The 20,594-nt window shown below is 60.2% G+C and carries 18 protein-coding genes; 14 read left to right on the plus strand and 4 right to left on the minus strand.

Going from position 1 to position 20,594, the window contains the following annotated elements:
* The 3 genes from R1W00_RS17350 to purU all read left to right on the plus strand — a co-directional run bounded on the left by R1W00_RS17350 (nt 1) and on the right by purU (nt 3,664).
* Nucleotides 1–1,872 (plus strand): ATP-binding protein, encoded by a 1,872-nt coding sequence (locus R1W00_RS17350; RefSeq protein WP_317264037.1) that lies wholly within the window; start codon nt 1–3, stop codon nt 1,870–1,872.
* A 47-nt stretch (nt 1,873–1,919) separates the two neighbouring features.
* Entirely contained in the window at nt 1,920–2,633 is a 714-nt protein-coding gene (locus tag R1W00_RS17355; RefSeq protein ID WP_317264038.1) for a GntR family transcriptional regulator, read from the plus strand.
* A gap of 146 nt (nt 2,634–2,779) precedes the next feature.
* Nucleotides 2,780–3,664 (plus strand): formyltetrahydrofolate deformylase, encoded by an 885-nt coding sequence (gene purU, locus R1W00_RS17360; RefSeq protein WP_317264039.1) that lies wholly within the window; start codon nt 2,780–2,782, stop codon nt 3,662–3,664.
* Here the strand turns inward: purU and R1W00_RS17365 are convergent, their stop codons facing one another.
* The 3 genes from R1W00_RS17365 to R1W00_RS17375 all read right to left on the minus strand — a co-directional run bounded on the left by R1W00_RS17365 (nt 3,665) and on the right by R1W00_RS17375 (nt 4,939).
* Nucleotides 3,665–4,078, minus strand: coding sequence for a PRC-barrel domain-containing protein (locus R1W00_RS17365; RefSeq protein WP_317264040.1), 414 nt, complete (start codon nt 4,076–4,078; stop codon nt 3,665–3,667).
* A gap of 187 nt (nt 4,079–4,265) precedes the next feature.
* Nucleotides 4,266–4,616, minus strand: a complete 351-nt coding sequence (locus R1W00_RS17370; protein WP_317264041.1) for a hypothetical protein — start codon at nt 4,614–4,616, stop codon at nt 4,266–4,268.
* Nucleotides 4,616–4,939, minus strand: a complete 324-nt coding sequence (locus tag R1W00_RS17375) for a glycine zipper domain-containing protein (protein ID WP_317264042.1) — start codon at nt 4,937–4,939, stop codon at nt 4,616–4,618. The genes R1W00_RS17370 and R1W00_RS17375 overlap by 1 nt, the downstream gene beginning before the upstream one ends.
* A 168-nt stretch (nt 4,940–5,107) precedes the next feature.
* Here R1W00_RS17375 and R1W00_RS17380 point away from each other — a divergent pair, with 168 nt between their 5' ends.
* Nucleotides 5,108–5,281 carry a DUF1328 domain-containing protein gene (locus tag R1W00_RS17380; RefSeq protein ID WP_317264080.1) on the plus strand — a complete coding sequence of 58 codons (174 nt, stop codon included), beginning with the start codon at nt 5,108–5,110 and terminating at the stop codon, nt 5,279–5,281.
* 72 nt (nt 5,282–5,353) lie between these two features.
* Here R1W00_RS17380 and R1W00_RS17385 read toward each other — a convergent pair whose 3' ends face one another.
* Nucleotides 5,354–6,634, minus strand: a complete 1,281-nt coding sequence (locus tag R1W00_RS17385; RefSeq protein ID WP_317264043.1) for an AAA family ATPase — start codon at nt 6,632–6,634, stop codon at nt 5,354–5,356.
* A gap of 256 nt (nt 6,635–6,890) precedes the next feature.
* Between R1W00_RS17385 and R1W00_RS17390 the strand changes: the two genes are divergently transcribed.
* The 10 genes from R1W00_RS17390 (at nt 6,891) to R1W00_RS17435 (ending at nt 20,005) form a co-directional block, all read left to right on the plus strand.
* On the plus strand, nt 6,891–7,484 hold the full coding sequence (locus R1W00_RS17390; protein ID WP_317264044.1) for an ANTAR domain-containing response regulator: 594 nt from the start codon (nt 6,891–6,893) through the stop codon (nt 7,482–7,484).
* Complete coding sequence (locus tag R1W00_RS17395; protein ID WP_317264045.1) at nt 7,481–8,659, plus strand: CmpA/NrtA family ABC transporter substrate-binding protein; 1,179 nt, start codon at nt 7,481–7,483, stop codon at nt 8,657–8,659. The genes R1W00_RS17390 and R1W00_RS17395 overlap by 4 nt, the downstream gene beginning before the upstream one ends.
* A 252-nt stretch (nt 8,660–8,911) precedes the next feature.
* Nucleotides 8,912–10,279 carry a CmpA/NrtA family ABC transporter substrate-binding protein gene (locus R1W00_RS17400; protein WP_317264046.1) on the plus strand — a complete coding sequence of 456 codons (1,368 nt, stop codon included), beginning with the start codon at nt 8,912–8,914 and terminating at the stop codon, nt 10,277–10,279.
* Between the two features lie 105 nt (nt 10,280–10,384).
* The gene (locus R1W00_RS17405) at nt 10,385–11,464 is read left to right on the plus strand and encodes an ABC transporter permease (RefSeq protein ID WP_317264047.1); all 1,080 of its coding nucleotides are present in this window, start codon (nt 10,385–10,387) and stop codon (nt 11,462–11,464) included.
* 5 nt (nt 11,465–11,469) lie between these two features.
* Entirely contained in the window at nt 11,470–13,152 is a 1,683-nt protein-coding gene (locus R1W00_RS17410) for an ABC transporter ATP-binding protein (protein ID WP_317264048.1), read from the plus strand.
* Between the two features lie 5 nt (nt 13,153–13,157).
* Nucleotides 13,158–13,631, plus strand: coding sequence for a globin family protein (locus R1W00_RS17415; RefSeq protein ID WP_317264049.1), 474 nt, complete (start codon nt 13,158–13,160; stop codon nt 13,629–13,631).
* Nucleotides 13,628–16,069: a nitrite reductase large subunit NirB gene (gene nirB / locus R1W00_RS17420; RefSeq protein ID WP_317264050.1), complete on the plus strand. Its 2,442-nt coding sequence runs from the start codon at nt 13,628–13,630 to the stop codon at nt 16,067–16,069. Before R1W00_RS17415 ends, nirB begins: the two co-directional genes overlap by 4 nt.
* A complete protein-coding gene (gene nirD, locus R1W00_RS17425) occupies nt 16,066–16,398 on the plus strand; it encodes a nitrite reductase small subunit NirD (protein WP_317264051.1) in 333 nt (110 codons plus the stop codon). The genes nirB and nirD overlap by 4 nt, the downstream gene beginning before the upstream one ends.
* Nucleotides 16,395–19,037, plus strand: coding sequence for a molybdopterin-dependent oxidoreductase (locus R1W00_RS17430; protein WP_317264052.1), 2,643 nt, complete (start codon nt 16,395–16,397; stop codon nt 19,035–19,037). Before nirD ends, R1W00_RS17430 begins: the two co-directional genes overlap by 4 nt.
* Nucleotides 19,034–20,005: a glycosyl transferase family protein gene (locus R1W00_RS17435; protein ID WP_317264053.1), complete on the plus strand. Its 972-nt coding sequence runs from the start codon at nt 19,034–19,036 to the stop codon at nt 20,003–20,005. The genes R1W00_RS17430 and R1W00_RS17435 overlap by 4 nt, the downstream gene beginning before the upstream one ends.
* Nucleotides 20,006–20,594 lie beyond the last annotated feature (589 nt).

Consider the following 20,594-nt stretch of genomic DNA (forward strand, 5'->3'; position numbering starts at 1 on the left):
ATGTGGGGAAACATCCAACAACGCTTTGCCATCCTGATGTTGATGGTCGCCCTGTTGTTCGGGTCCGTTTTCACGTGGGTCTGGGTGCCGCATATCCGCGATATGGTCATCAACATCCAAAAGCGCGAGATCGACAATCAGCTAGAGGTGCTGGGCGACGGGATTTTGCCGTTCCTTCTTCAACGCCAATACGCTGCCGTCTACGAAACCATGCAAAGTGTTCAGGACCGTCACCCCGATTGGCCGGTGCTTGAGGTCTATTTGGCCGATGGGGCGCGTCTCTATCCGCTGACCGAACCCGCTGCGCCGGGGAACGAAAATATCTCGGTGCATGAGGTGACGATCTCTCTGCGCGGTGAGGACCTTGCCCATATCCGCGCGGTGGTCAGTTTGCAGGGCGTGGTGCAATCCCTGTCGCGCCAGACGGATGGGTTGATCATCCTGTTCGGTGTGATCTTTGCGGGCGGAATCCTGTCACAGGCCCTATTGTTGGGGATGTTGGTGCGGCGGCGCGCAAAGCTGTTGTTAAAGGCCGCCAACGAGGTCGCACGCGGCAATTTCCGCGCGGCCCTACCCCCCGAAACAGATGACGAGATCGGCCAGCTATCGGCGGGGTTCTCGGCCATGCGTGACCAGATCGAGGACAAGGAAAAGTCCCTGATCGCTGCACGCGAACGGGCCGAGGCCGCCGCCACCGCCAAGACCCAGTTCCTTGCCACGATGAGCCACGAAATCCGCACGCCCCTGAACGGCGTCATCCCGATGGCGCAACTGTTGGCCGACAGCGATCTGACCCCCGAACAACGTCACTGTGTCGATGTGATCCAGACCTCGGCCAGTGCATTGCAGACGATCATCGAGGATATTCTGGATTTCTCGAAGCTTGAGGCCGGTCGCCTTGTGCTGCGCAATGATGCCTTCAGTCTGGGCGATTTGATGAAAGAGGTCGGGCATATGTTGTCGCCACAGGCTTTTGCACAGGGGTTGCAACTTGCCGTCAAGATCGACCCGAACGTTCCGGACAAGATCGTGGGGGACAAGGCGCGTGTGCGTCAGGTTCTGATCAATCTGGTGGGCAACGCGATCAAGTTCACTGACCGCGGTAGGGTGCGGATGCATGCCCGTCTGGCCGAAGGGGGAGATACGATCGAACTGCGGGTGCTGGACACCGGTATCGGCATTCCCAAAGAAGACCAGAAGGTGATTTTTGATCGCTTTTCACAGGTCGACAGCAGCGACAACCGCCGGTTTCAGGGCACGGGCCTTGGCCTTGCGATCTGTTCGGAGCTGGTCCGGCATATGGGCGGTCAGATCGGCGTCAAAAGCCGTCTGGGCCACGGTAGCATTTTCTGGGTCCACCTGCCCCTTGTGACCATGCCCGAGCTGGTGGCGCCTGTGTCCTTTGAGATTTGCGAAACATGTGATCTGCCGGTCGAGGAGTACCTCGACATTCTGATTGTGGATGACAACGCCCTGAACCTTGACGTGGTCAGTGCGGTTCTGGCCGCGATGGGGCACAAGACAAATACGGTGAACAGTGGCCGAAAGGCCGTGGATATGGTCAAGACGCGCAAATTCGATCTGGTGCTGATGGATTTGCAGATGCCCGATATGAATGGTGTGCAGGCGACCGAGGCGATACGCCGTCTTCCCCCGCCCCGCAATAGCGTGCCCATCGTCGGCCTCAGCGCCAGTACAAGCGAACAGGACAGCGCGGTCGCCCTTGCGGCGGGGATGGATTCGTTCCTGTCCAAACCCCTGTCCCGACCCAAGCTTGAGGCCGTTCTGCGCCGTTTGCATTGCGCGGTGCCTGCGGGTGCATCCGGTCCCGCACCCGAGACATGTCGGGAGGTGTCTGTGAATCAGGCTTGATGCCGATAGTCCCTGCGGCGTACCTTGGGTAAAAAGCAGGACCACACATGCCCCCAACCGCCCCCCGCCGATCCCGCGCCCATCAGATTGCCGAGCAAATCCGCGATGCGATCATCGAGGCGCGTTTTGACTTCGGGGAACCGATTTCCGAGGAAAGCCTCGCCGCCGCGTTTGAGGTCAGCCGCACCCCCGTGCGCGAGGCGCTGGGCCAGCTCCAGATGCAGGAACTGGTTGAGGTGCGCCCGCGCGCCGGAACGTTCGTGTTCACACCGACCATGGCGGACATCACCGCGTTGAATGAATACCGTCTGTTGCTTGAGGTGCAGGCCGCCCATTTGGCCATTGTGCGCAATCAGGTGGCGCTGGCCCGCGATCTGGCCCCGTTGGTGACGCGGTTGCAACGCGCCGTGACCGAGGAAGACACCCCCGCCATTGGACGTCTAGACACACAGGTGCACCGCATCATCGTGGCGCATGCGGACAACGAATACCTGTTGCGAGGCTACGATATGATCCTGCCCCGCGCGGCGTGTCTGCGGGCCCAACTGTCCCGCCGTCTGACCCACGAACCGCATTGGGCGTTTGGAGAATACGAGAACCTTGCCGGATTCGTACGCCGTGGCGAGATCGACAAGCTGGTCGCGACCCTGACCGACAACAGCCAGCGCACCGGAGAATTGTACCGTCAGGTGTTTCTGGATGGGGCCGAACCGGTGGACACCGAAATCAGCCGCCTGCGCGCCCGTCTGACCGGTGCCTAGGCGCTTGATTGCGTCACAAGATCATCACAAGGTCGCTTTCGTTTAGAGTCCGGTCGCACGGGGCACTAGCGCGCTAGGCGTGGTTGTCATACTCCGGCTATGACCAGAGACGTTGCGCAAACTGCCGCACCAAAGGAATAACCGAAATGACGCATTACGCATTGACCGTCACCTGCCCCTCGACCCGCGGTATCGTTGCCGCGATCGCGAATTACCTTGCGGATCAGGGCTGTAACATCACCGACAGCTCGCAGTACGACGACTCGGAAACTGGCAACTTTTTCATGCGTGTTAGTTTTGAGTTCGACGGTTCGCTGGATCTGGACGCGTTGAACGGCGGGTTCGACGGTGTTGCCAAAGAATTCGGCATGGACTTCGCGTTCCACGACCAGTCGGAAAAGATGAAGGTCATCATCATGGTCAGCCGGTTCGGCCACTGCCTGAACGACCTGCTGTACCGCTGGCGCATTGGCGCACTGCCGATCGACATCGTGGCCGTCATCTCGAACCACATGGATTACCAAAAGGTCGTCGTGAACCACGACCTGCCGTTCCATTGCATCAAGGTGACCAAGGAAAACAAACCCGTCGCCGAAGCCCAGATCATGGACATCGTGAACGACACCGGTGCCGAACTGATCGTACTGGCCCGCTACATGCAGGTTCTGTCGGATGAGATGTGCACGAAAATGTCGGGCAAGATCATCAACATCCACCACTCGTTCCTGCCGTCGTTCAAGGGCGCAAACCCCTACAAACAGGCGTATGAGCGTGGCGTGAAACTGATCGGGGCGACGTCGCACTATGTGACCGCCGATCTGGATGAGGGTCCGATCATCGAGCAGGACACCGTGCGCGTGACCCATGCGCAATCGCCGTCGGACTACGTGTCCCTTGGCCGTGACGTCGAGGCACAGGTTCTGGCCCGCGCGATCCACGCCCACATCCACCGCCGCGTGTTCCTCAACGGCAATAAAACCGTTGTCTTCCCCGCCTCGCCGGGCTCCTACGCGTCGGAGAAAATGGGCTAATCACCCGTTGAATTCAGGAATATCGGTCAGCGCCGCGTGGCGCTGATCGGTCTGCACGGCAAATCCCGTCACCGTGTCGTGCACCGTCATCGCATTCATGTTCAGCGCGATGTCATGATCCAGCAGAAACAGCATATGATCTAACGTAATCACCGCGCCGGTGATGCGCCCGTGACCGTCCACCATCAATTCTGCGATAAACCCGACCTGATCATTCGCCGCGTCAAACACCGGCGCACCCATTAGGCGGTCCACGTCGATTTCCGTAAACTGTAGCGCCGCCTCGGGCACGATCGGCCCGTTCAGCGCCGCGGGGGTCGCAATGTCGTCATGGGGTAGGGGCGCGGCGGCCACAGCACCCACAAGGGCCATCGGTGCCAAGAACTTGCCCAAGGTTGCTTGCGTCAAAAACATATCGCCATCCCCTTTCCGTGTTGCAGTTGTGGTGACAACGCGCGAAATGGGGTGCGGGTTCCCGATTTTCGATAAAAGCCAAGTAAAATCAATGTGATCGGCAAAAAAGACCGCGTAGCTGTGCCACGCGGTCAAGGAAGGGTCACCATACCAACAGAAACTCGTTAAAAACGGGAAGAAACCATCTTCAATGGGGGTGGGCGTTGCGCGTCGCGACGCGCGTGCCCTGCGAAAATCCATTCATGAATGCCCCCGTCAGATCGGGGGTGGGTTGCGGGTGCGGTGCGGGCACGGGATGCGCGTCTTCATAGGACTGTGCGCCGATCACATGGGCACGCAACAGGACCAAGGCCCCCGCGCCCACATAGGCGCATCCGATAACGATCGCGGCGAACTGGGCATCCGCCATGGCGACCAGCGTCATCCATGCGGCGGCGGTCAGGAACCCCGCGCCCACGGCGCCAAGGATCCATCCCGCGATGCCCAATCCGACCTGTCGCGCCTTGCGCTCGGCCTTATGTTGCACCCGCTCTAGCATTATTTACGGGCCGTCAGAAAACCCAGAACAAAGCCGAGACCCGTCGCGATACCCACAGCGGCGGCAGGGTTCTCGCGCACCGACTGTTGCGCCTTTTCGGCGGCTTGGCCGGCGGCGACTTGGGCGTCTTGCATGACGGCCTTGCCTTGGGCCTGCAGGTGGTTTGCGGCGTCCGTTGCGGATGCTTTGATCTGATCTTTGCGGGCGGTGCCCATGTCAGCGATCGTATTGCTAAGCGCCGACAGGTCCGACTTGAGCGCGGCGATCTGCGCGTGCAGGTCTTCAGCGTCAGCGGTTTTACCATTCGTCATTGCGCGTGCCATTTTGGCCTCCAGAAATCATTGCGTTGTTGCAGGGACAACGGGGCCACCCCGCCGGTGGTTCCAAAAATTTCCGAAATTTATTTTGGGAACCATTTGGCAACCGGCCCCGTTGGTTTGACATGTTCGCACCCTATGAGGTGCCCCACGAAACCCTTGATGGAGGTTATTATGCTTGGTTGGGCTCTGACGTTTTTGGTCGTCGCCTTGATTGCCGCAGTGTTTGGTTTTGGTGGCGTTGCCGCCGCATCGGCAGGTATCGCAAAGATCTTGTTCTTTGTGTTCTTGATTCTGTTTGTGGTCGCCATGTTGGCGAATGCGCTTAAAGGTAAGCCGCCGGTCTAAGGCGTTATAATACCGGAATAAAAAGGGCGGCCCGCGCGGGCCGCCTTTTTCTTTTCTCGGTATCTAAGGGCACTAGATGCGATCCCACACCGACAAGATATCTGCGCGGAAATCTGTGTATGCACTGTCAAAACTGCTGCGCGCCGCGCGCCAGACATCACGGGTCAGATCGCGGTAATCCATCTCGTAGATCGACGGCTGAATAGGTCCAGATTTTTGAACCAAGCGCGTATCCTCAACCGGATGGGGGGTCAGACGCTCGCCAAAGATCTCGGCATAGGCGCCGCGCATCTTCTGGTGTGCCTCGTCCGCCGGATCAAAGCGGGTCAGCATGAATTTCACCTCGGCAAATTCCTTGGGCAGGGACATCTTGCCGTCGGGCAAGGGCGCGTCAAACCCGTCCTTGAGACCACGCAGCGCCTCGGTCAAACGCCCGATGAACCGCGTGGTCGAATCGAATTCGAAATAATTCGGACCAGACGGCACATAGAGCATATCCGCCGCGAACACCGCGTTCATTGTCTGGTGCCCGATGGCGGGCGGACAGTCACACAGGATCAAGTCGTATGCCTCATCATCCAGCGTATCCAGAAACCGCGACAGGGCGGCGACAAAGCTCCACCTCGGGTTCCAGCGGCGGAACTTGGCAGAGGCGAATTCGCCAAAGGCGGCGTTGGGCGTGTTGGCGACAATGTCGATTGAGGGCCAGCGCGTCGGCTTGATGAAATCGGGCACCCGCAATTCGCCCATCCCCGTGTCGCGGATTTGCGCGGGCAGGGTCGGCACGGGCGTGTCTACATCCGTTTCCAACGCCATACGGTCGGTTTCGCGGATCAGATCGCGCGCCAGAATGCCAAGAGGCGTGTAATCCTCGGTCACCTCGCATTGGCCAAAGGCGCGGGACACCGTCGATTGCGGGTCCATATCCACGACCAGCACACGATACCCGTCCAGCGCAGCCGCCTGTGCCAGATGCAGGGCCACGGTGCTTTTGCCCGCGCCGCCCTCATAGTTGCACATGGCCACGCGCACCGCCCGTTTGCCTGCAGGTCGTGGCGGCATCAGGGATTGGCGGTTCACCTTCATCCGGCGGCGCAGTTCGTTGACCTCGGACAGGGTGAACCAGCGCTGCCGCCCGTCCGGTTCGACCTCACCCCCTGGTAGGTCGGGTTCGGCGGACATACGTCCGCGAAAGGTCGAATGGTTGATTTTGAAGATAAGCTCGGCGACTTCCCAACTGGAAAACCGGCGCAGGGCCTTGCCTTCGGGCGGACAATAGGTGTTCTGCCGGATACAGTTCTGCATCTTTAGCGCGCTGGAATGCAGCTGCGCCAAATCCTTGTGGTCGAACAAAACGGCCCCTCCCCGGACGTTAATTCGGACTTTCATCGAAACTACGTCGAAGCCTGTGTAAAAGCAAAACTAATGCATAGGCCGGTTCACGGGTTGGCATAGGGTAGCGCCCCAGCTTACCCTTGGTAAACGCACAAGAATTGCGCAGGTCGCATAAATTTTGCTCGAAAATGGGCGTTATGACGGTCCCGTGCCTTTACACGCCCCCAGAGCGCAGTAGCACAACAGACGAAACCGCCCATTTCCTACAGTACAGATGAAGAACGCAGAAAAGCCCCTTTCTATTGTTGTGGTCGAACCCGACCAAGAACGCGCGATGTTGATCGTGGACAGCCTAAGCGCGGCCGGCCCGCATGAAATCCACGTCATCGCCGAATTCACCGGACTGGCGCGGGCCGTGACGGCCCATAATCCGGATGTGGTTCTGGTCGATGTCCTGAGCCCCTCGCGCGATATGATCGAAGAACTGTCGCTGGCCTCGGGTCCGATGGAACGTCCCGTCGCCATGTTCGTGGATCAAACGGCGGGCGGGATGACCAAGGCCGCGATTGAGGCGGGCGTGTCGGCCTATGTGGTGGATGGTCTGCGTCCCGACCGGATCAAACCGATTATGGATGCCGCCATCGCGCGGTTCCACATGTTCCAACGTATGCGTACGGAACTGGAGACGACGAAACAGGCGCTTGAAGAACGCAAGGTCATCGACAAGGCCAAGGGCCTGTTGATGAAGGCGCGTGGGATCGACGAAGAGGCCGCTTATGCCCTGTTGCGCAAAACCGCGATGGATCAGGGCAAGCGCATGGCCGATGTCGCACAGGCCCTTGTGACCGCAGCGGGGTTGTTGGGATGAGAGGCACCGTTCTACCCGTAGGCTATATGCCGTTGGTCGACGCGGCGCCCTTGATCGTCGCACAGGAAATGGGGTTCGCCGCCGAAGAGGGCATCGCGCTGGACCTGCAAAAGGCCCCGTCGTGGTCGTCGCTTCGCGATATGCTGGCGTTCGGGCGGGTCGATGCGGCGCATATGCTGTCGCCGGTGCCGGTTGCAATGGCGATGGGTCTGGGCGGTGTTGCGTCCCAGATTTCCGCCCTGTCCGTTCTGTCGGTGAATGGCAATGTGATCGGGGTCAGCAACCGATTGGCCGACAAGATGCGCGCCGCCGGTGCCACGATTGATTTCAAGGACGCCGCCGGAACCGGTCGCGCCTTGATGGAGGCCGCGGGCGCGGGTCTGCGCATCGGGGTGCCCTTCCCGTTCTCGATGCATGCCGAGTTGCTGTATTATTGGCTATCGTCGCTGGGCTATAGCGCGCCGCAGGGGATCGACATCCGCACCGTGCCGCCGCCCTTGATGGCCGAGGCGTTGGGCGCAGGCGAAATCGATGCGTTCTGCGTGGGTGAGCCGTGGGGATCCATCGCCGTGGAAAAAGAGCTGGGCGAACTCATCCTGCCCTGTTCGGCGATCTGGGAATTTGCGCCGGAAAAGGTTCTGGCGGTGCGCAACGACTGGGCCAAGGCCGAGCCGGACCTGACCGCGCGGTTGATCCGTGCGGTGTGGCGTGCGGGCAAATGGCTGGGCGATCCGCAATCGCGGACCACGGCCGCCGAACTGTTGGCGCGGCCTGAATATGTCGATGTCCCCGCCGAGGTGATCGACCGCGCGCTGACCGGTCGTCTGGTGGTGTCCCCCCGTGGCGAGGAACGTCAGGTCGACCGGTTCGTGGAATTCCACGCGGGCGCGGCCAGCTTTCCGTGGCGGTCCCAAGCGGCATGGATCGGTCAGCAACTGGCGGCCCGTATGGGCGTCGACCGCGATCAGGCAATGCAAACCGCCCGCGAGGTGTTCCGCAGCGATCTTTACCGCCGTGCCCTGTCCAATGTGACGGCCGATATCCCTGGTGCGTCGGAAAAGGTCGAGGGTGGAATCGACAACCCACAAGCAGTCGCCTCGCAGGAGGGTAAGCTGTTTCTGGGCCCTGATCAGTTTTTCGATGGCCGTATTTTTGATCCTTACGAAAGTGCGTGATTAATTTTTGTGCATCTTTGTGCATGTGCAGAAAAATCGCATCGGAAATAGCGGTTCAGATATTGAACGGAACCGACCGATTCCGGCAAAAATGAGACACGACATCGCAATGGCGCGTTCGTCGTAACGGATTTTCCCAGAGAATTGGGATTTTGAGCACAGCCGCTCGACCCCCTGCTTCCTCCCGCAGGGCGTCAGCAGCTGTGTTTTTTTTTGTTCGGACGACCGGACGCAGGACAGAGGAAGACGGGAATGAAAAAACTAGTCATGGCACTGGCCGCGACGACCGCCCTGGGTGGGCAGGTAATGGCCGAGCCGCTTGATCTTGAAAAAGATGAGCTGACCTTCGGCTTTATTAAACTGACCGACATGGCACCGCTGGCTGTGGCCTATGAACAGGGCTACTTCCTGGACGAAGGTCTGTTTGTCACGCTGGAAGCCCAAGCGAACTGGAAAGTTCTGCTGGACGGTGTGATCGACGGCAAACTGGACGGCGCGCACATGCTGGCCGGTCAGCCTCTGGCCGCGACCATCGGTTACGGTACCGAAGCGCACATCATCACCCCGTTCTCGATGGACCTGAACGGCAACGGCATCACCGTTTCGAACGAAGTTTGGGACCTGATGAAGCCGAACATCCCGACCAACGCCGATGGTCTGCCGCAGCACCCGATCTCGGCTGAGGCTCTGGCACCCGTCGTTGAGCAGTACAACAACGAAGGCAAGCCCTTTAACATGGGCATGGTTTTCCCTGTTTCGACCCACAACTACGAACTGCGCTACTGGTTGGCTGCAGGTGGTCTGCACCCGGGTTACTACAGCCCCGAGAACGTCAGCGGCCAGATTGGCGCAGACGTGTTCCTGTCGGTGACCCCGCCGCCGCAGATGCCCGCAACCCTCGAAGCTGGCACCATCTATGGTTACTGCGTGGGTGAGCCGTGGAACCAGCAGGCTGTGTTCAAAGGCATCGGCGTTCCGGTCATCACTGACTATGAACTGTGGAAAAACAACCCCGAGAAAGTCTTTGGCATCAACGCCGACTTTGCCGAACAGTACCCCAACACGACCAAAGCTGTGACCAAAGCTCTGATCCGTGCTGCGATGTGGCTGGACGAGAACGACAACGCCAACCGTCCCGAGGCCGTGGAAATCCTGAGCCGTCCGGAATACGTGGGTGCCGACTATGAGGTGATTGCCGCCTCGATGACCGGTACGTTCGAATACGAAAAAGGCGACAAGCGCGAAGTGCCCGACTTTAACGTGTTCTTCCGTTACAACGCGACCTACCCGTTCTACTCGGACGCTATTTGGTACCTGACGCAGATGCGCCGCTGGGGCCAGATCGCCGAGCCCAAGTCGGACGAATGGTACCACGAGACCGCAGCAAGCGTTTACCGTCCTGACATCTACCTCGACGCAGCCAAACTGCTGGTCGAAGAAGGTCTGGCAGACGAAGCTGACTTCCCCTGGGACAGCGACGGCTACAAAGCACCGACCCCTGCTGAAGATATCATCGACGGCATCGCATACGACGGTCGTGCACCCAACGCCTACCTCGAAAGCCTGCCGATCGGCCTGAAAGGCTCGCAGATCGTAGAAGGCACCGAAGTTAAGGGATAACTCCCCAACTGCCGTCCCTGCCCTGTTCCTGATGGGGGCAGGGGCGGTCCTTTCCCCCGAATTTTCAAACACACACCAGACGACGACCGGCCCGGAGACACCACAATGACCGCCATCGACCCCGACAGCCTGAGCGCCGACGCGGCCAAAGAGGCCCGCCGCGCGAAACTATTCACCCGCATCAACAAGGCAGACGCTTGGTTCCAAGTGCTTGGCCTAAGCTGGATGACGCCGGTCCTGAAGGCCGCCGCAGGGGACAACCCGCAGGCACAGGCCAAGGAAATCTGGCGCCTGCTGGGTGTGCCGTTGCTTGCGATTGCCGCGTTCCTGCTGCTGTGGGGCACGCTGGCCCCCAAGGTGCAAACGTCGCTGGGTGCTGTGCCCGGACCTGCGCAGGTCTGGACCGAAGTCGTCAACCTGCATGAAGACGCGCAGGCCAAGGCCGAAAAGCGCGCCGCCTTTGATGCGCAGGTTGCCAAGCTGAACGAGCGTCTGGTCGCGCAGGGCAAAGAGCCCAAACAACGCGCCTATACCGGTGCACCGACCTATTACCAACAGATCTGGACCTCGATCCAAACCGTGTTCTTTGGCTTTATGCTGGCGACGGTTGTTGCGGTGCCGCTGGGCATTCTGGCCGGTCTGTCGCCGACCGCAAACGCCGGTCTGAACCCGCTGATCCAGATTTTCAAACCCGTGTCCCCGCTGGCGTGGTTGCCGATCGTGACGATGATCGTTTCGGCCCTTGCCGCGACCGAAGGCGGGCTGTTCCCCAAAAGCTTTATTATCTCGGCCGTGACCGTGACCCTGTGTTCGCTGTGGCCGACCCTGATCAACACCTCGCTGGGTGTGGCAAGCATCGACAAGGATCTGGTGAACGTTTCCAAGGTTCTGAAAATGAACACTTACAACAAGATCACCAAGCTGGTCTTGCCGTCCGCGCTGCCGCTGATCTTTACCGGTCTGCGTCTGTCGCTGGGTGTGGGCTGGATGGTTCTGATCGCTGCCGAAATGCTGGCACAGAACCCGGGTCTGGGCAAATTCGTCTGGGATGAATTCCAGAACGGCTCGTCCAGCTCGCTGGCCAAGATCATGGTGGCTGTGTTCACGATCGGTATCATCGGCTTCTTGCTGGACCGTGTGATGTACGCCCTGCAGTCGCTGTTCACCTTCTCGAATAACCGGTGATCGGCATGGGTATCCTGACATTCGAAAACGTCCACAAATCCTTTGGCCAAGGCACGAACGCCAACCACGTTCTGAAGGACATCAACCTCGACGTCCAAGAAGGTGAGTTTCTGGTCCTGCTGGGGTTCTCGGGGACGGGTAAAACCACCCTGATCAACCTGATGGCCGGTCTGGAACAGCCCACCAAAGGCAGCGTGACGTTCAAGGGCAAACCGATCGACGGCCCCGGTCCCGAACGCGGCGTGATCTTTCAGAACTACTCGCTGATGCCGTGGCTGACGGTGAACGGCAACGTGGGTCTGGCCGTGGACACGATCTTTCCGAACCTGTCCAAGTCCGAGCGTGAGGAAAAGATCAACCATTACGTCAAAATGGTTGGTCTGGGCCACGCCACCACACGTCGCCCTGCCGAATTGTCCGGCGGTATGCGCCAGCGTGTGAACGTTGCACGCGCATTGGCGATGTCGCCCGAGGTTCTGTTGCTGGACGAACCTCTGTCGGCGCTGGACGCTCTGACCCGCGCGAACCTCGCGGATGAGATCGAACATATCTGGGAAGCGGACAAAAAGACCTGTGTCCTGATCACCAACGACGTGGATGAGGCGATCATCCTTGCCGACCGTATCATCGCGCTGAACCCTGACGGGACGCTGGGCGAAGAGTTCAAGGTCGACATCCCGCGTCCCCGTGACCGCACCGCGATGAACAACGACGATACGTTCAAGGCGCTGCGCCGCGATGTGACCAGCTATCTGATGGATGTGGGGATCGAGGCCAAGTCCGAAGGCACCCGCAGCCTGCCCGACGTGACCCCGATCCACGGTGTACCGGCGGCGGTCAAAGAGGCGCAGGAAGGTCTGATCGAAGAACGCTTCCTCGACTTCTCGCAGCTGCACAAGATCTATCCGACGCCCAAGGGTCCGTTGACCGTGGTCGAAGATTTCGATCTCAAGATCAACCGCGGCGAATTCATCAGTCTGATCGGCCACTCGGGCTGTGGTAAATCCACGGTTCTGACCATGGCCGCCGGTCTGAACGGCATTTCCAAGGGCGCGATCAAACTGGACGGTCGCCACGTTGAGGGTGCTGACCCCGAACGTGCCGTTGTGTTCCAGTCGCCGAACCTGTTCCCGTGGCTGACCGCGCGTGAAAACTGTGCGATCGGTGTGGACAAGGTCTATCCCAAGGCCAGCCAGGCCGAGCGTCAGGACGTCGTCGAATACTATCTGGAGCGTGTGGGTCTGGCCGATGCGATGGACCGCTCGACCGCCGATATGTCCAACGGTATGCGCCAGCGTGTGGGCATCGCCCGTGCGTTTGCCCTGTCGCCCAAACTGTTGCTGCTGGATGAACCGTTCGGGATGCTGGACAGCCTGACCCGTTGGGAACTCCAAGAGGTTCTGATGGAAGTCTGGGATCGCACCAAAGTGACCGCGATCTGTGTGACCCACGACGTGGACGAAGCGATCCTGTTGGCCGACCGCGTGGTCATGATGACCAACGGTCCGCAGGCCACCATCGGCAAAATCACCGACGTTAAACTGCCGCGCCCGCGGACCCGCAAGGCGCTGCTCGAACATCCTGATTACTATTCCTATCGCCAAGAAGTGCTCGATTTCCTTGAGGAATACGAACACGGCGCAAAACCCAAGCCAAAAACGGCAGCAAAAGCCATAGCAGCGGAGTAAGAGTAATGGACGACAAGGCAATCACACTGATCCAAGAGAGTTTCGCAAAAGTAGTCCCGATCAAGGACGCAGCCGCCGAGATTTTCTATGCGGACCTTTTTGAAACGGCCCCGCAGGTCAAACCGTATTTCGCAAACGCCGACATGAAGAACCAAGGCTCCAAGCTGATGGCGACGCTGGGCGTGGTTGTGAACGGTTTGCGCGATCTGGATAAGATTGTCCCTGTCGCCCAAGAGCTTGCCATCAAGCACATCGATTACGGCGTAAAGCCCGAGGATTACGATGCCGTTGGCGCGTCGCTGATCCGCACGCTGGAAAAAGGTCTGGGCGATGATTTCACGCCCGAAACCAAAGACGCGTGGCTGGGCGCATACACGACCCTGTCGGGTGTGATGAAAAACGCCGCCTACCCCTCGGCCGCCGCGATTGAAACGGCCAAGGCAGCAACCAAGAAACCCTTCTGGAAATTCTGGGCATGACACAGAAACTGATCATCATCGGTGCCGGGATGGCATCGGGACGCATGTTGGAAACCCTGTATGAGGCAGGCGCGGACTGGGACGTAACCCTGTTCAACGCCGAACCTCGCGGGACCTATAACCGCATCATGCTGTCGCCGGTTTTGTCGGGCGAAAAGACGTTCGAAGAAATCGTGACGCATGACGCGCAATGGTACGAGGATCACGGCGTGACCTGTCGCTTTGGCGAAAAGGTCGTTGCCGTGGACAAGGCGGCCAAGACCGTCACCGCCGAAAACGGCGATGTCCTCAGCTATGACAAGCTGGTCTTTGCCACCGGTTCCAACCCGTTCATCATCCCGCTGCCCGGTCATGATCTGGACGGTGTGATCGCCTATCGCGATCTTGAAGACACCGAGGCGATGATGGCGCTTGGCGACAAAGAAAACGCCAGTGCCGTTGTCATCGGCGGCGGTCTGCTGGGCCTTGAGGCCGCGGCAGGTCTGCACGCCCGTGGTGTCGACGTCACCGTTGTCCACCTGATGGGCCACCTGATGGAACGTCAGCTGGACGAAGCAGCGGGCTATCTGCTGCGCAAGGAGCTGGTCGGGCGCGGGATCAAGGTCCTGTGTTCCTCCAACTCCAAGGAAATTCTGGGCGAGAACGGCAAGGTTCGCGCGCTGCTGCTGGAAAACGGTACGGAACTGCCTTGTGACCTGTTGGTCATGGCGGTGGGCATTCGTCCGAACACGGCGCTTGGGGCCGAGGCCGGTTTGGCCGTTGGGCGCGGTATCCATGTGGATGACCACATGGTCACCTCGGATGCCGACATTCTGGCGATTGGCGAATGCGTTGAACACAACGGCGCGGTCTTTGGCCTTGTTGCGCCTCTGTACGACCAAGCCAAAGTTGCTGCCGCCACCCTGATGGGCCAAGAGGCGACCTTTGTTCAAAAGGACGTTTCGACCAAGCTCAAGGTCACAGGCTGTGATCTGTTCAGCGCGGGTGACTTCGCCGAAGGTGAGGACCGCGAGGACATCGTGTTCCGCGACCCCGCGCGTGGTGTCTACAAACGACTGGTTCTGCAAAACAATCGCATCATCGGTGCGGTGATGTATGGCGATACTGCCGACGGGAACTGGTTCTTTGGCAAGATCAAGGACGGCGAAGACGTGTCCGAGATGCGCGACACGTTGATCTTTGGTCCGGCGTTCCAAGGGGGTGCCGCTGCGGACCCTTTGGCAGCCGTTGCAGCCTTACCGGATGATGCAGAAATCTGCGGGTGCAACGGCGTATGCAAAGGTACGATCGTAAACGCGATCAATGACGGGGCAACCGATCTGGACGCCGTTCGCGCGGTGACCAAGGCATCGAATTCCTGTGGCACCTGTACCGGTCTGGTCGAGCAGGTTCTTGCGGTGACGCTGGGCGATGATTTCGTCCTGCCGACCGCGAAATCCATCTGTGGCTGCACCGAACTGACCCATGAGGACGTGCGCCGCCTGATCAAGAGCCAAGAGCTCAAGAGCCAAGAGGCGGTTTGGCAGGAACTGGGCTGGACCTCGCGCAACGGCTGTCACGTGTGCCGTCCGGCGATCAACTATTACCTGCTGGCCGATTGGCCGCTGGAATATCAGGACGACCCGCAATCGCGTTTCGTGAACGAACGCAACCACGCCAACATCCAAAAGGACGGCACCTATTCCGTCGTGCCGCGGATGTGGGGCGGGATCACCACCCCGGATGAGCTGCGCGCGATTGCAGACGCCGCCGAGAAATACAACGTCCCGACCGTCAAGGTCACGGGCGGTCAGCGGATCGACCTTTTGGGCGTCAAAAAAGAAGATCTGCCCGCGATGTGGTACGACCTGAACAAGGCGGGCATGGTGTCCGGCCACGCCTATTCCAAGGGTCTGCGCACCGTCAAAACCTGTGTCGGGTCGGACCATTGCCGGTTCGGGACGCAGGATTCCACCGGTCTGGGCATCAAGCTTGAAAAGCTGCTCTGGGGCTCGTGGACGCCGCATAAGGTGAAACTGGGCGTATCGGGCTGTCCGCGCAACTGTGCCGAGGCGACCTGTAAGGACGTCGGCATCATCTGTGTGGACTCGGGCTATGAAGTGTCGGTCGCAGGCGCGGCTGGCATGGACGTCAAAGAGACCGAACTGTTGGCCAAGGTCACGACCGAGCAAGAGGCCATCGACGTCACCACCGCCTATATCCAGCTTTATCGCGAGAACGCGAAATATCTGGACCGTGGCTATAAATACGTCGCCAAGGTGGGCCTCGACTGGGTCAAGGAACAGGTTGTGGACGATCTGGAAAACCGCGCGGCGCTGGTCGAACGGTTCGAGATTTCCCAATCCGTCTATCGCACCGATCCGTGGGCCGAGCACGCCCGCGAAAAGGCAGACACCTATCAACCGCTTGCAGATCTCACCATGGAGGCCGCGGAATGAGCTGGATCGATATCGGTCATATTGATGACATCCCCCTGCGCGGTGCGCGGATCGTGAAAACGGCTGTTGGCTGTGTCGCGGTGTTCCGCACCGCCGAGGAAGAGGTGTTCGCCGCCTCAAACAGCTGCCCCCACAAGGGCGGCCCCCTGTCCGAGGGTATCGTGCACGGGAAATCCGTGACCTGCCCCTTGCACAATTGGGTCTTCAGCCTTGAGACGGGCGAGGCACAGGGTGCCGATGAGGGCCGGATCGCAACCTATCCCATCCGTCTGGACGCTGGTCGTCTGTTGCTGGATGGCGAAGCTGTCGGCAAACGGAGCGCCGCATGAAAGACCTGTCAGCCGCCCCTTCGATCAAATCGACCTGCCCCTATTGTGGCGTAGGTTGTGGCGTCATCCTAAGCGATGATGGACAGGGCGGCCTGACGGTCAAAGGCGATCCCGACCACCCCGCGAACCAGGGTCGCCTGTGTTCCAAGGGCACGGCGCTGGGCGATACGCTGTCCCTGTCGGGGCGGTTGTTGCGCCCGCAGGTCGGTGGCGCGGATACCACGTGGGACCGCGCGCTGGACCTTGTTGCGGACCGGTTTGCCAAAACGATCAAGGAACACGGACCCGATAGCGTCGCGTTCTATGTCTCGGGTCAGTTGCTGACCGAGGACTATTACGTCGCGAACAAGCTGATCAAAGGGTTCATGGGTACGGCCAACATCGACACGAACTCGCGTCTGTGTATGGCCTCGACCGTGGCGGGGCACAAACGGGCCTTCGGTACCGACACCGTGCCCGGCATATATGATGACCTTGAACAGACGGATTTGTTGATCCTGACCGGCTCGAACCTTGCGTGGTGCCATCCGGTTCTGTTCCAACGCGTTGTGGCCGCGCGCAAGGCCAACCCGAATATGCGCGTCGTCACCATCGACCCGCGCCGCACAGCCACGGCCGAGATTTCGGACCTGCATCTGGGTCTGGAACCGGGCAGCGACGTGGCGCTGTTCAACTATCTGCTGGGTCAGATTTCGCGCGCCGGTGCCGTGGATCGTGAGTTCGTTCAGAACCATGTTCAGGGTTTTGATGACGCGGTTGCTTCGGCCCTTGCCAGTGACCCGACCCAAACCGGCCTCTCCGAACAGGATCTGGCCACCTTTGCCGAATGGTTCATCGGCACGGAAAAGGTCGTCACCGTCTTTAGCCAAGGCGTGAACCAATCGTCGTCCGGTTCGGACAAGGTCAATTCGATCCTGAACTGTCACCTTGCCACCGGTCGCATTGGCCGCCCCGGCATGGGCCCGTTCAGCGTCACCGGCCAACCCAACGCCATGGGCGGACGCGAGGTTGGAGGTCTGGCGAACATGCTGGCCTGTCACCTCGATCTGGAAAATGAGGCGCATCGGAACACTGTTCAGAATTTCTGGGGATCGCCCCATATGCCGGCGCAGGCGGGCCTCAAGGCCGTTGATATGTTCAACGCCGTGGCCGATGGCCGGATCAAGGCCCTGTGGATCATGTGCACCAACCCCGCCGTGTCGATGCCCGATGCGGGCCGTGTGGCGGATGCGATTGCCAAATGCGACTTCACCGTGGTTTCGGATATGTTTGGCGACACGGATACGGCCAAGCTTGCCAATGTGGTTCTGCCCGCGACGGGTTGGGCGGAAAAAGACGGGACGGTCACGAACTCGGACCGCACCATCAGCCGTCAGCGCGGCGTCCTGACCCCGCCGGGCATGGCGCGCCACGATTGGGATATCATGTCCGATGTCGGTCGCCGTATGGGTTGGACGACGGAGTTCGATTTCACCTGTCCCGCCGATGTGTTCCGCGAATATGCGATGCTGTCGGGTCTGGCGGCGCGTCATGGCCGCGATTTCGACATCTCGGGCCTGCAAGGGATCAGTAACGCCGAGTACGACGATCTGATGCCGACCCGTTGGCCCATCACCAAGCCGGGTGAAAGCGCCGGTCGCATGTTCGCCGACGGTCAGTTCTTTACCCCGAACGGTCGGGCGAGGATGCTGGCCCTGACGCCGCGTGCCCCTGCGGCGCGGGTGACGCCCGCCTATCCGTTCCGTCTAAACACCGGACGGGTGCGCGACCAATGGCACACCATGACCCGCACCGCGCGGGCGCACCGGTTGAACCAACACATCCCTGAACCGTTCTGCGAAATCCATCCCGATGACGCGGCGGCACAGGGTCTGCGCCCTTCGGATCTGGTCCGTTTGACCAGTCCCCATGGCGAATCCATCGTGCGGGTGATGATCACCGACAAGGCGCGCAAGGGCTCGGTCTTTGCGCCGATGCACTGGACCGGTCAATACGCGCCTAGCGGCCGGATTGATGAATTGGTCGCGCCGGTGGTCGATCCCGTATCGGGCCAACCCGAGAGCAAGGCCTCGATCGTGCGCGTCGAACAGTTCCAACCGGCGTGGTACGGGTTTGCGGTGGCCGCGACCGATTTCACCCCCGATTGCGCCTATTGGGCCAAGGCCCCGATCGCCAAGGGCATGCGCGCCGAACTGGCGGGTGAACAGATGCCCGAGACATGGGAAGAATACGCGCGTCAGCTGTTTGGCGATAACGACTCCCAAATCATCAGCATGACCGACCCCGCCCGTGGTGCCGCGCGCATTGCCCTGATGCGGGACGGTGTTGTGGTGGCCGCGTTGTTCGCGGGTCCCGAACCGGTCGCCCTGTCGCGTGGTCACCTGTCTGCGCATATCGCCGATGCGGGTGCGGAATTGTTGTCCGGCTGGCCCGGTGCGGATCAACCCGATCCGGGTGCGACGGTTTGCGCGTGCTTTAGCGTCGGGATCAACACGATCACGGGGGCCATCGCGTCCCAGTGCCTGAGCACGGTTGAGGAAATCGGCGCGGCCTTGCAAGCGGGGACCAGCTGTGGTTCCTGTCGGCCTGAACTGCAATCGATCCTAGACAATTTCCGCATACCAGAGGCCGCTGAATGACCCTTGCCCCTTATGTCAGAATTCTTGGCCGTGGCCCCGGACGCAGCAGGAACCTGACATTAGACGAGGCGCAAGAGGCGATGGCCCTGATCCTGAACGGCACCGCCGAACCCGAAGCGGTCGGCGCGCTGTTGATGCTGATGCGGTTTCGCGGCGAAACACCGGATGAGATCGCGGGCTTTGTCCGTGCGGTGACGGATACCTTGCCCGAATGGACCGGCGCGCGTCCCGATCTGGACTGGCCCAGCTATGCCGCCGGTCGCACGCGCGGGTTGCCGTGGTTCCTGTTGTCGGCGCGGGTTGTGGCACGGGCCGGTGTGCGGGTTTTGCTGCACGGCTGGAACAGCCACCAATCGGACGGCGCGTCGGTGCGCGATGCCCTGCCCCTTGTGGGGATCACGTCGATCACCGATTGGCGCGAGGCCAGTGCGACGCTGGACCGGGACGGGATCGCCTATGCCCCGCTTGAGGTTATATCGTCCCGCGTTCTGGACATCTTGCGTCTGCGCGATGTTCTGGGCCTGCGGTCCTGTGTGAATACGGTGTGCCGCGTGATGAACCCTGCCGGTGCCGCCCATGCGGTGCAGGGCGTGTTCCATCCCCCCTATCTGACCCTGCAGGCCGAGGCGGGCGCCGTTCTGGGCCTGCGCCATCTGTCGGTCATCAAAGGGGGCGGGGGCGAGTTCGAACGCAACCCCGCCAAGATCGGTCAGGTGCATGGTTTGCGTGATGGCGAACCGTGGCAGGACACCCTGCCCGAGTTGCGCGATGAAACCCGCCGTTTGGCCGAAACCGAAACCCCGCGCGATCCGGCCTATCTGGGCGCGGTGTGGGACGGGACGCATGACGACCCGTTCGCGGTGGATATCGTGTTGGGGACGGCGGCGCTTGCCCTTGAAACGGCTGGGGTCGCCCAGGCCGGTGCCGGTTATGACCTTGCCCAACAGATCTGGCGGGACCGACACTAATCGGCCCCGCCAATCGGGTAGGTGTGGTTGGCCCGTTGATTGCAAGCCTGTCTGTGTAGTGAACCCGTGTGTGCGGGTTGGTGCCCTTTGGTGTGTGGCCATCGGGCGTGTGAGTGGCGGCGGTCTGGCCGTAAGTGTGCGTGTTGTCCCCATGGGATGCGATACACTCGCCCATCCGATTCGATGGGACGTGATAAATCGCACCTCATGGACAGCAAAACGCCACAACAGGGGCGCGTTTTAGCGTCCGGACTTCAAATTTCCGTTAAAAATCAGGTGCAAAAAGCACGGTCGTATAGCCGAAGGGAGTAGGTGCGAAACTACTACTTTCGTCGTGCGCACCCCCAAAGCGATACATTTATCCAAAAGAGTTATAAACCCCTCCCTCTGCAATAATGCGTGAAAACGCCCCCCGCCCCACATTGGTTTCAGGGCGGACAAACCCGTGTGTGTGAGGGTCCCGCTCGTTGGTCTGGTTAGTGAGTACAACGGGTTATTGGTGTGGAAACGGTCACGTTAAATGTTGCGAGCATTGCGACCGAACGGTCGTATGCAGAGTTCAATGGTACTGGCGACACTGTGGTTGTCG

It is taken from the genome of Rhodovulum sp. FJ3 (assembly GCF_032918305.1).
Lineage (GTDB): Bacteria > Pseudomonadota > Alphaproteobacteria > Rhodobacterales > Rhodobacteraceae > SAT37.

Excerpts from the sequence above, each read along its gene's own strand:
- purU (WP_317264039.1), top strand. The coding sequence starts at position 2,780 with ATGACGCATTACGCATTGACCGTCACCTGCCCCTCGACCCGCGGTATC.
- R1W00_RS17395 (WP_317264045.1), top strand. The coding sequence starts at position 7,481 with ATGAGAGGCACCGTTCTACCCGTAGGCTATATGCCGTTGGTCGACGCG.
- R1W00_RS17430 (WP_317264052.1), top strand. The coding sequence starts at position 16,395 with ATGAAAGACCTGTCAGCCGCCCCTTCGATCAAATCGACCTGCCCCTAT.
- R1W00_RS17405 (WP_317264047.1), top strand. The coding sequence starts at position 10,385 with ATGACCGCCATCGACCCCGACAGCCTGAGCGCCGACGCGGCCAAAGAG.
- nirD (WP_317264051.1), top strand. The coding sequence starts at position 16,066 with ATGAGCTGGATCGATATCGGTCATATTGATGACATCCCCCTGCGCGGT.
- R1W00_RS17355 (WP_317264038.1), top strand. The coding sequence starts at position 1,920 with ATGCCCCCAACCGCCCCCCGCCGATCCCGCGCCCATCAGATTGCCGAG.
- R1W00_RS17415 (WP_317264049.1), top strand. The coding sequence starts at position 13,158 with ATGGACGACAAGGCAATCACACTGATCCAAGAGAGTTTCGCAAAAGTA.
- R1W00_RS17390 (WP_317264044.1), top strand. The coding sequence starts at position 6,891 with ATGAAGAACGCAGAAAAGCCCCTTTCTATTGTTGTGGTCGAACCCGAC.
- nirB (WP_317264050.1), top strand. The coding sequence starts at position 13,628 with ATGACACAGAAACTGATCATCATCGGTGCCGGGATGGCATCGGGACGC.
- R1W00_RS17410 (WP_317264048.1), top strand. The coding sequence starts at position 11,470 with ATGGGTATCCTGACATTCGAAAACGTCCACAAATCCTTTGGCCAAGGC.
- R1W00_RS17365 (WP_317264040.1), bottom strand. The coding sequence starts at position 4,078 with ATGTTTTTGACGCAAGCAACCTTGGGCAAGTTCTTGGCACCGATGGCC.
- R1W00_RS17380 (WP_317264080.1), top strand. The coding sequence starts at position 5,108 with ATGCTTGGTTGGGCTCTGACGTTTTTGGTCGTCGCCTTGATTGCCGCA.
- R1W00_RS17370 (WP_317264041.1), bottom strand. The coding sequence starts at position 4,616 with ATGCTAGAGCGGGTGCAACATAAGGCCGAGCGCAAGGCGCGACAGGTC.
- R1W00_RS17350 (WP_317264037.1), top strand. The coding sequence starts at position 1 with ATGTGGGGAAACATCCAACAACGCTTTGCCATCCTGATGTTGATGGTC.
- R1W00_RS17400 (WP_317264046.1), top strand. The coding sequence starts at position 8,912 with ATGAAAAAACTAGTCATGGCACTGGCCGCGACGACCGCCCTGGGTGGG.
- R1W00_RS17435 (WP_317264053.1), top strand. The coding sequence starts at position 19,034 with ATGACCCTTGCCCCTTATGTCAGAATTCTTGGCCGTGGCCCCGGACGC.
- R1W00_RS17375 (WP_317264042.1), bottom strand. The coding sequence starts at position 4,939 with ATGGCACGCGCAATGACGAATGGTAAAACCGCTGACGCTGAAGACCTG.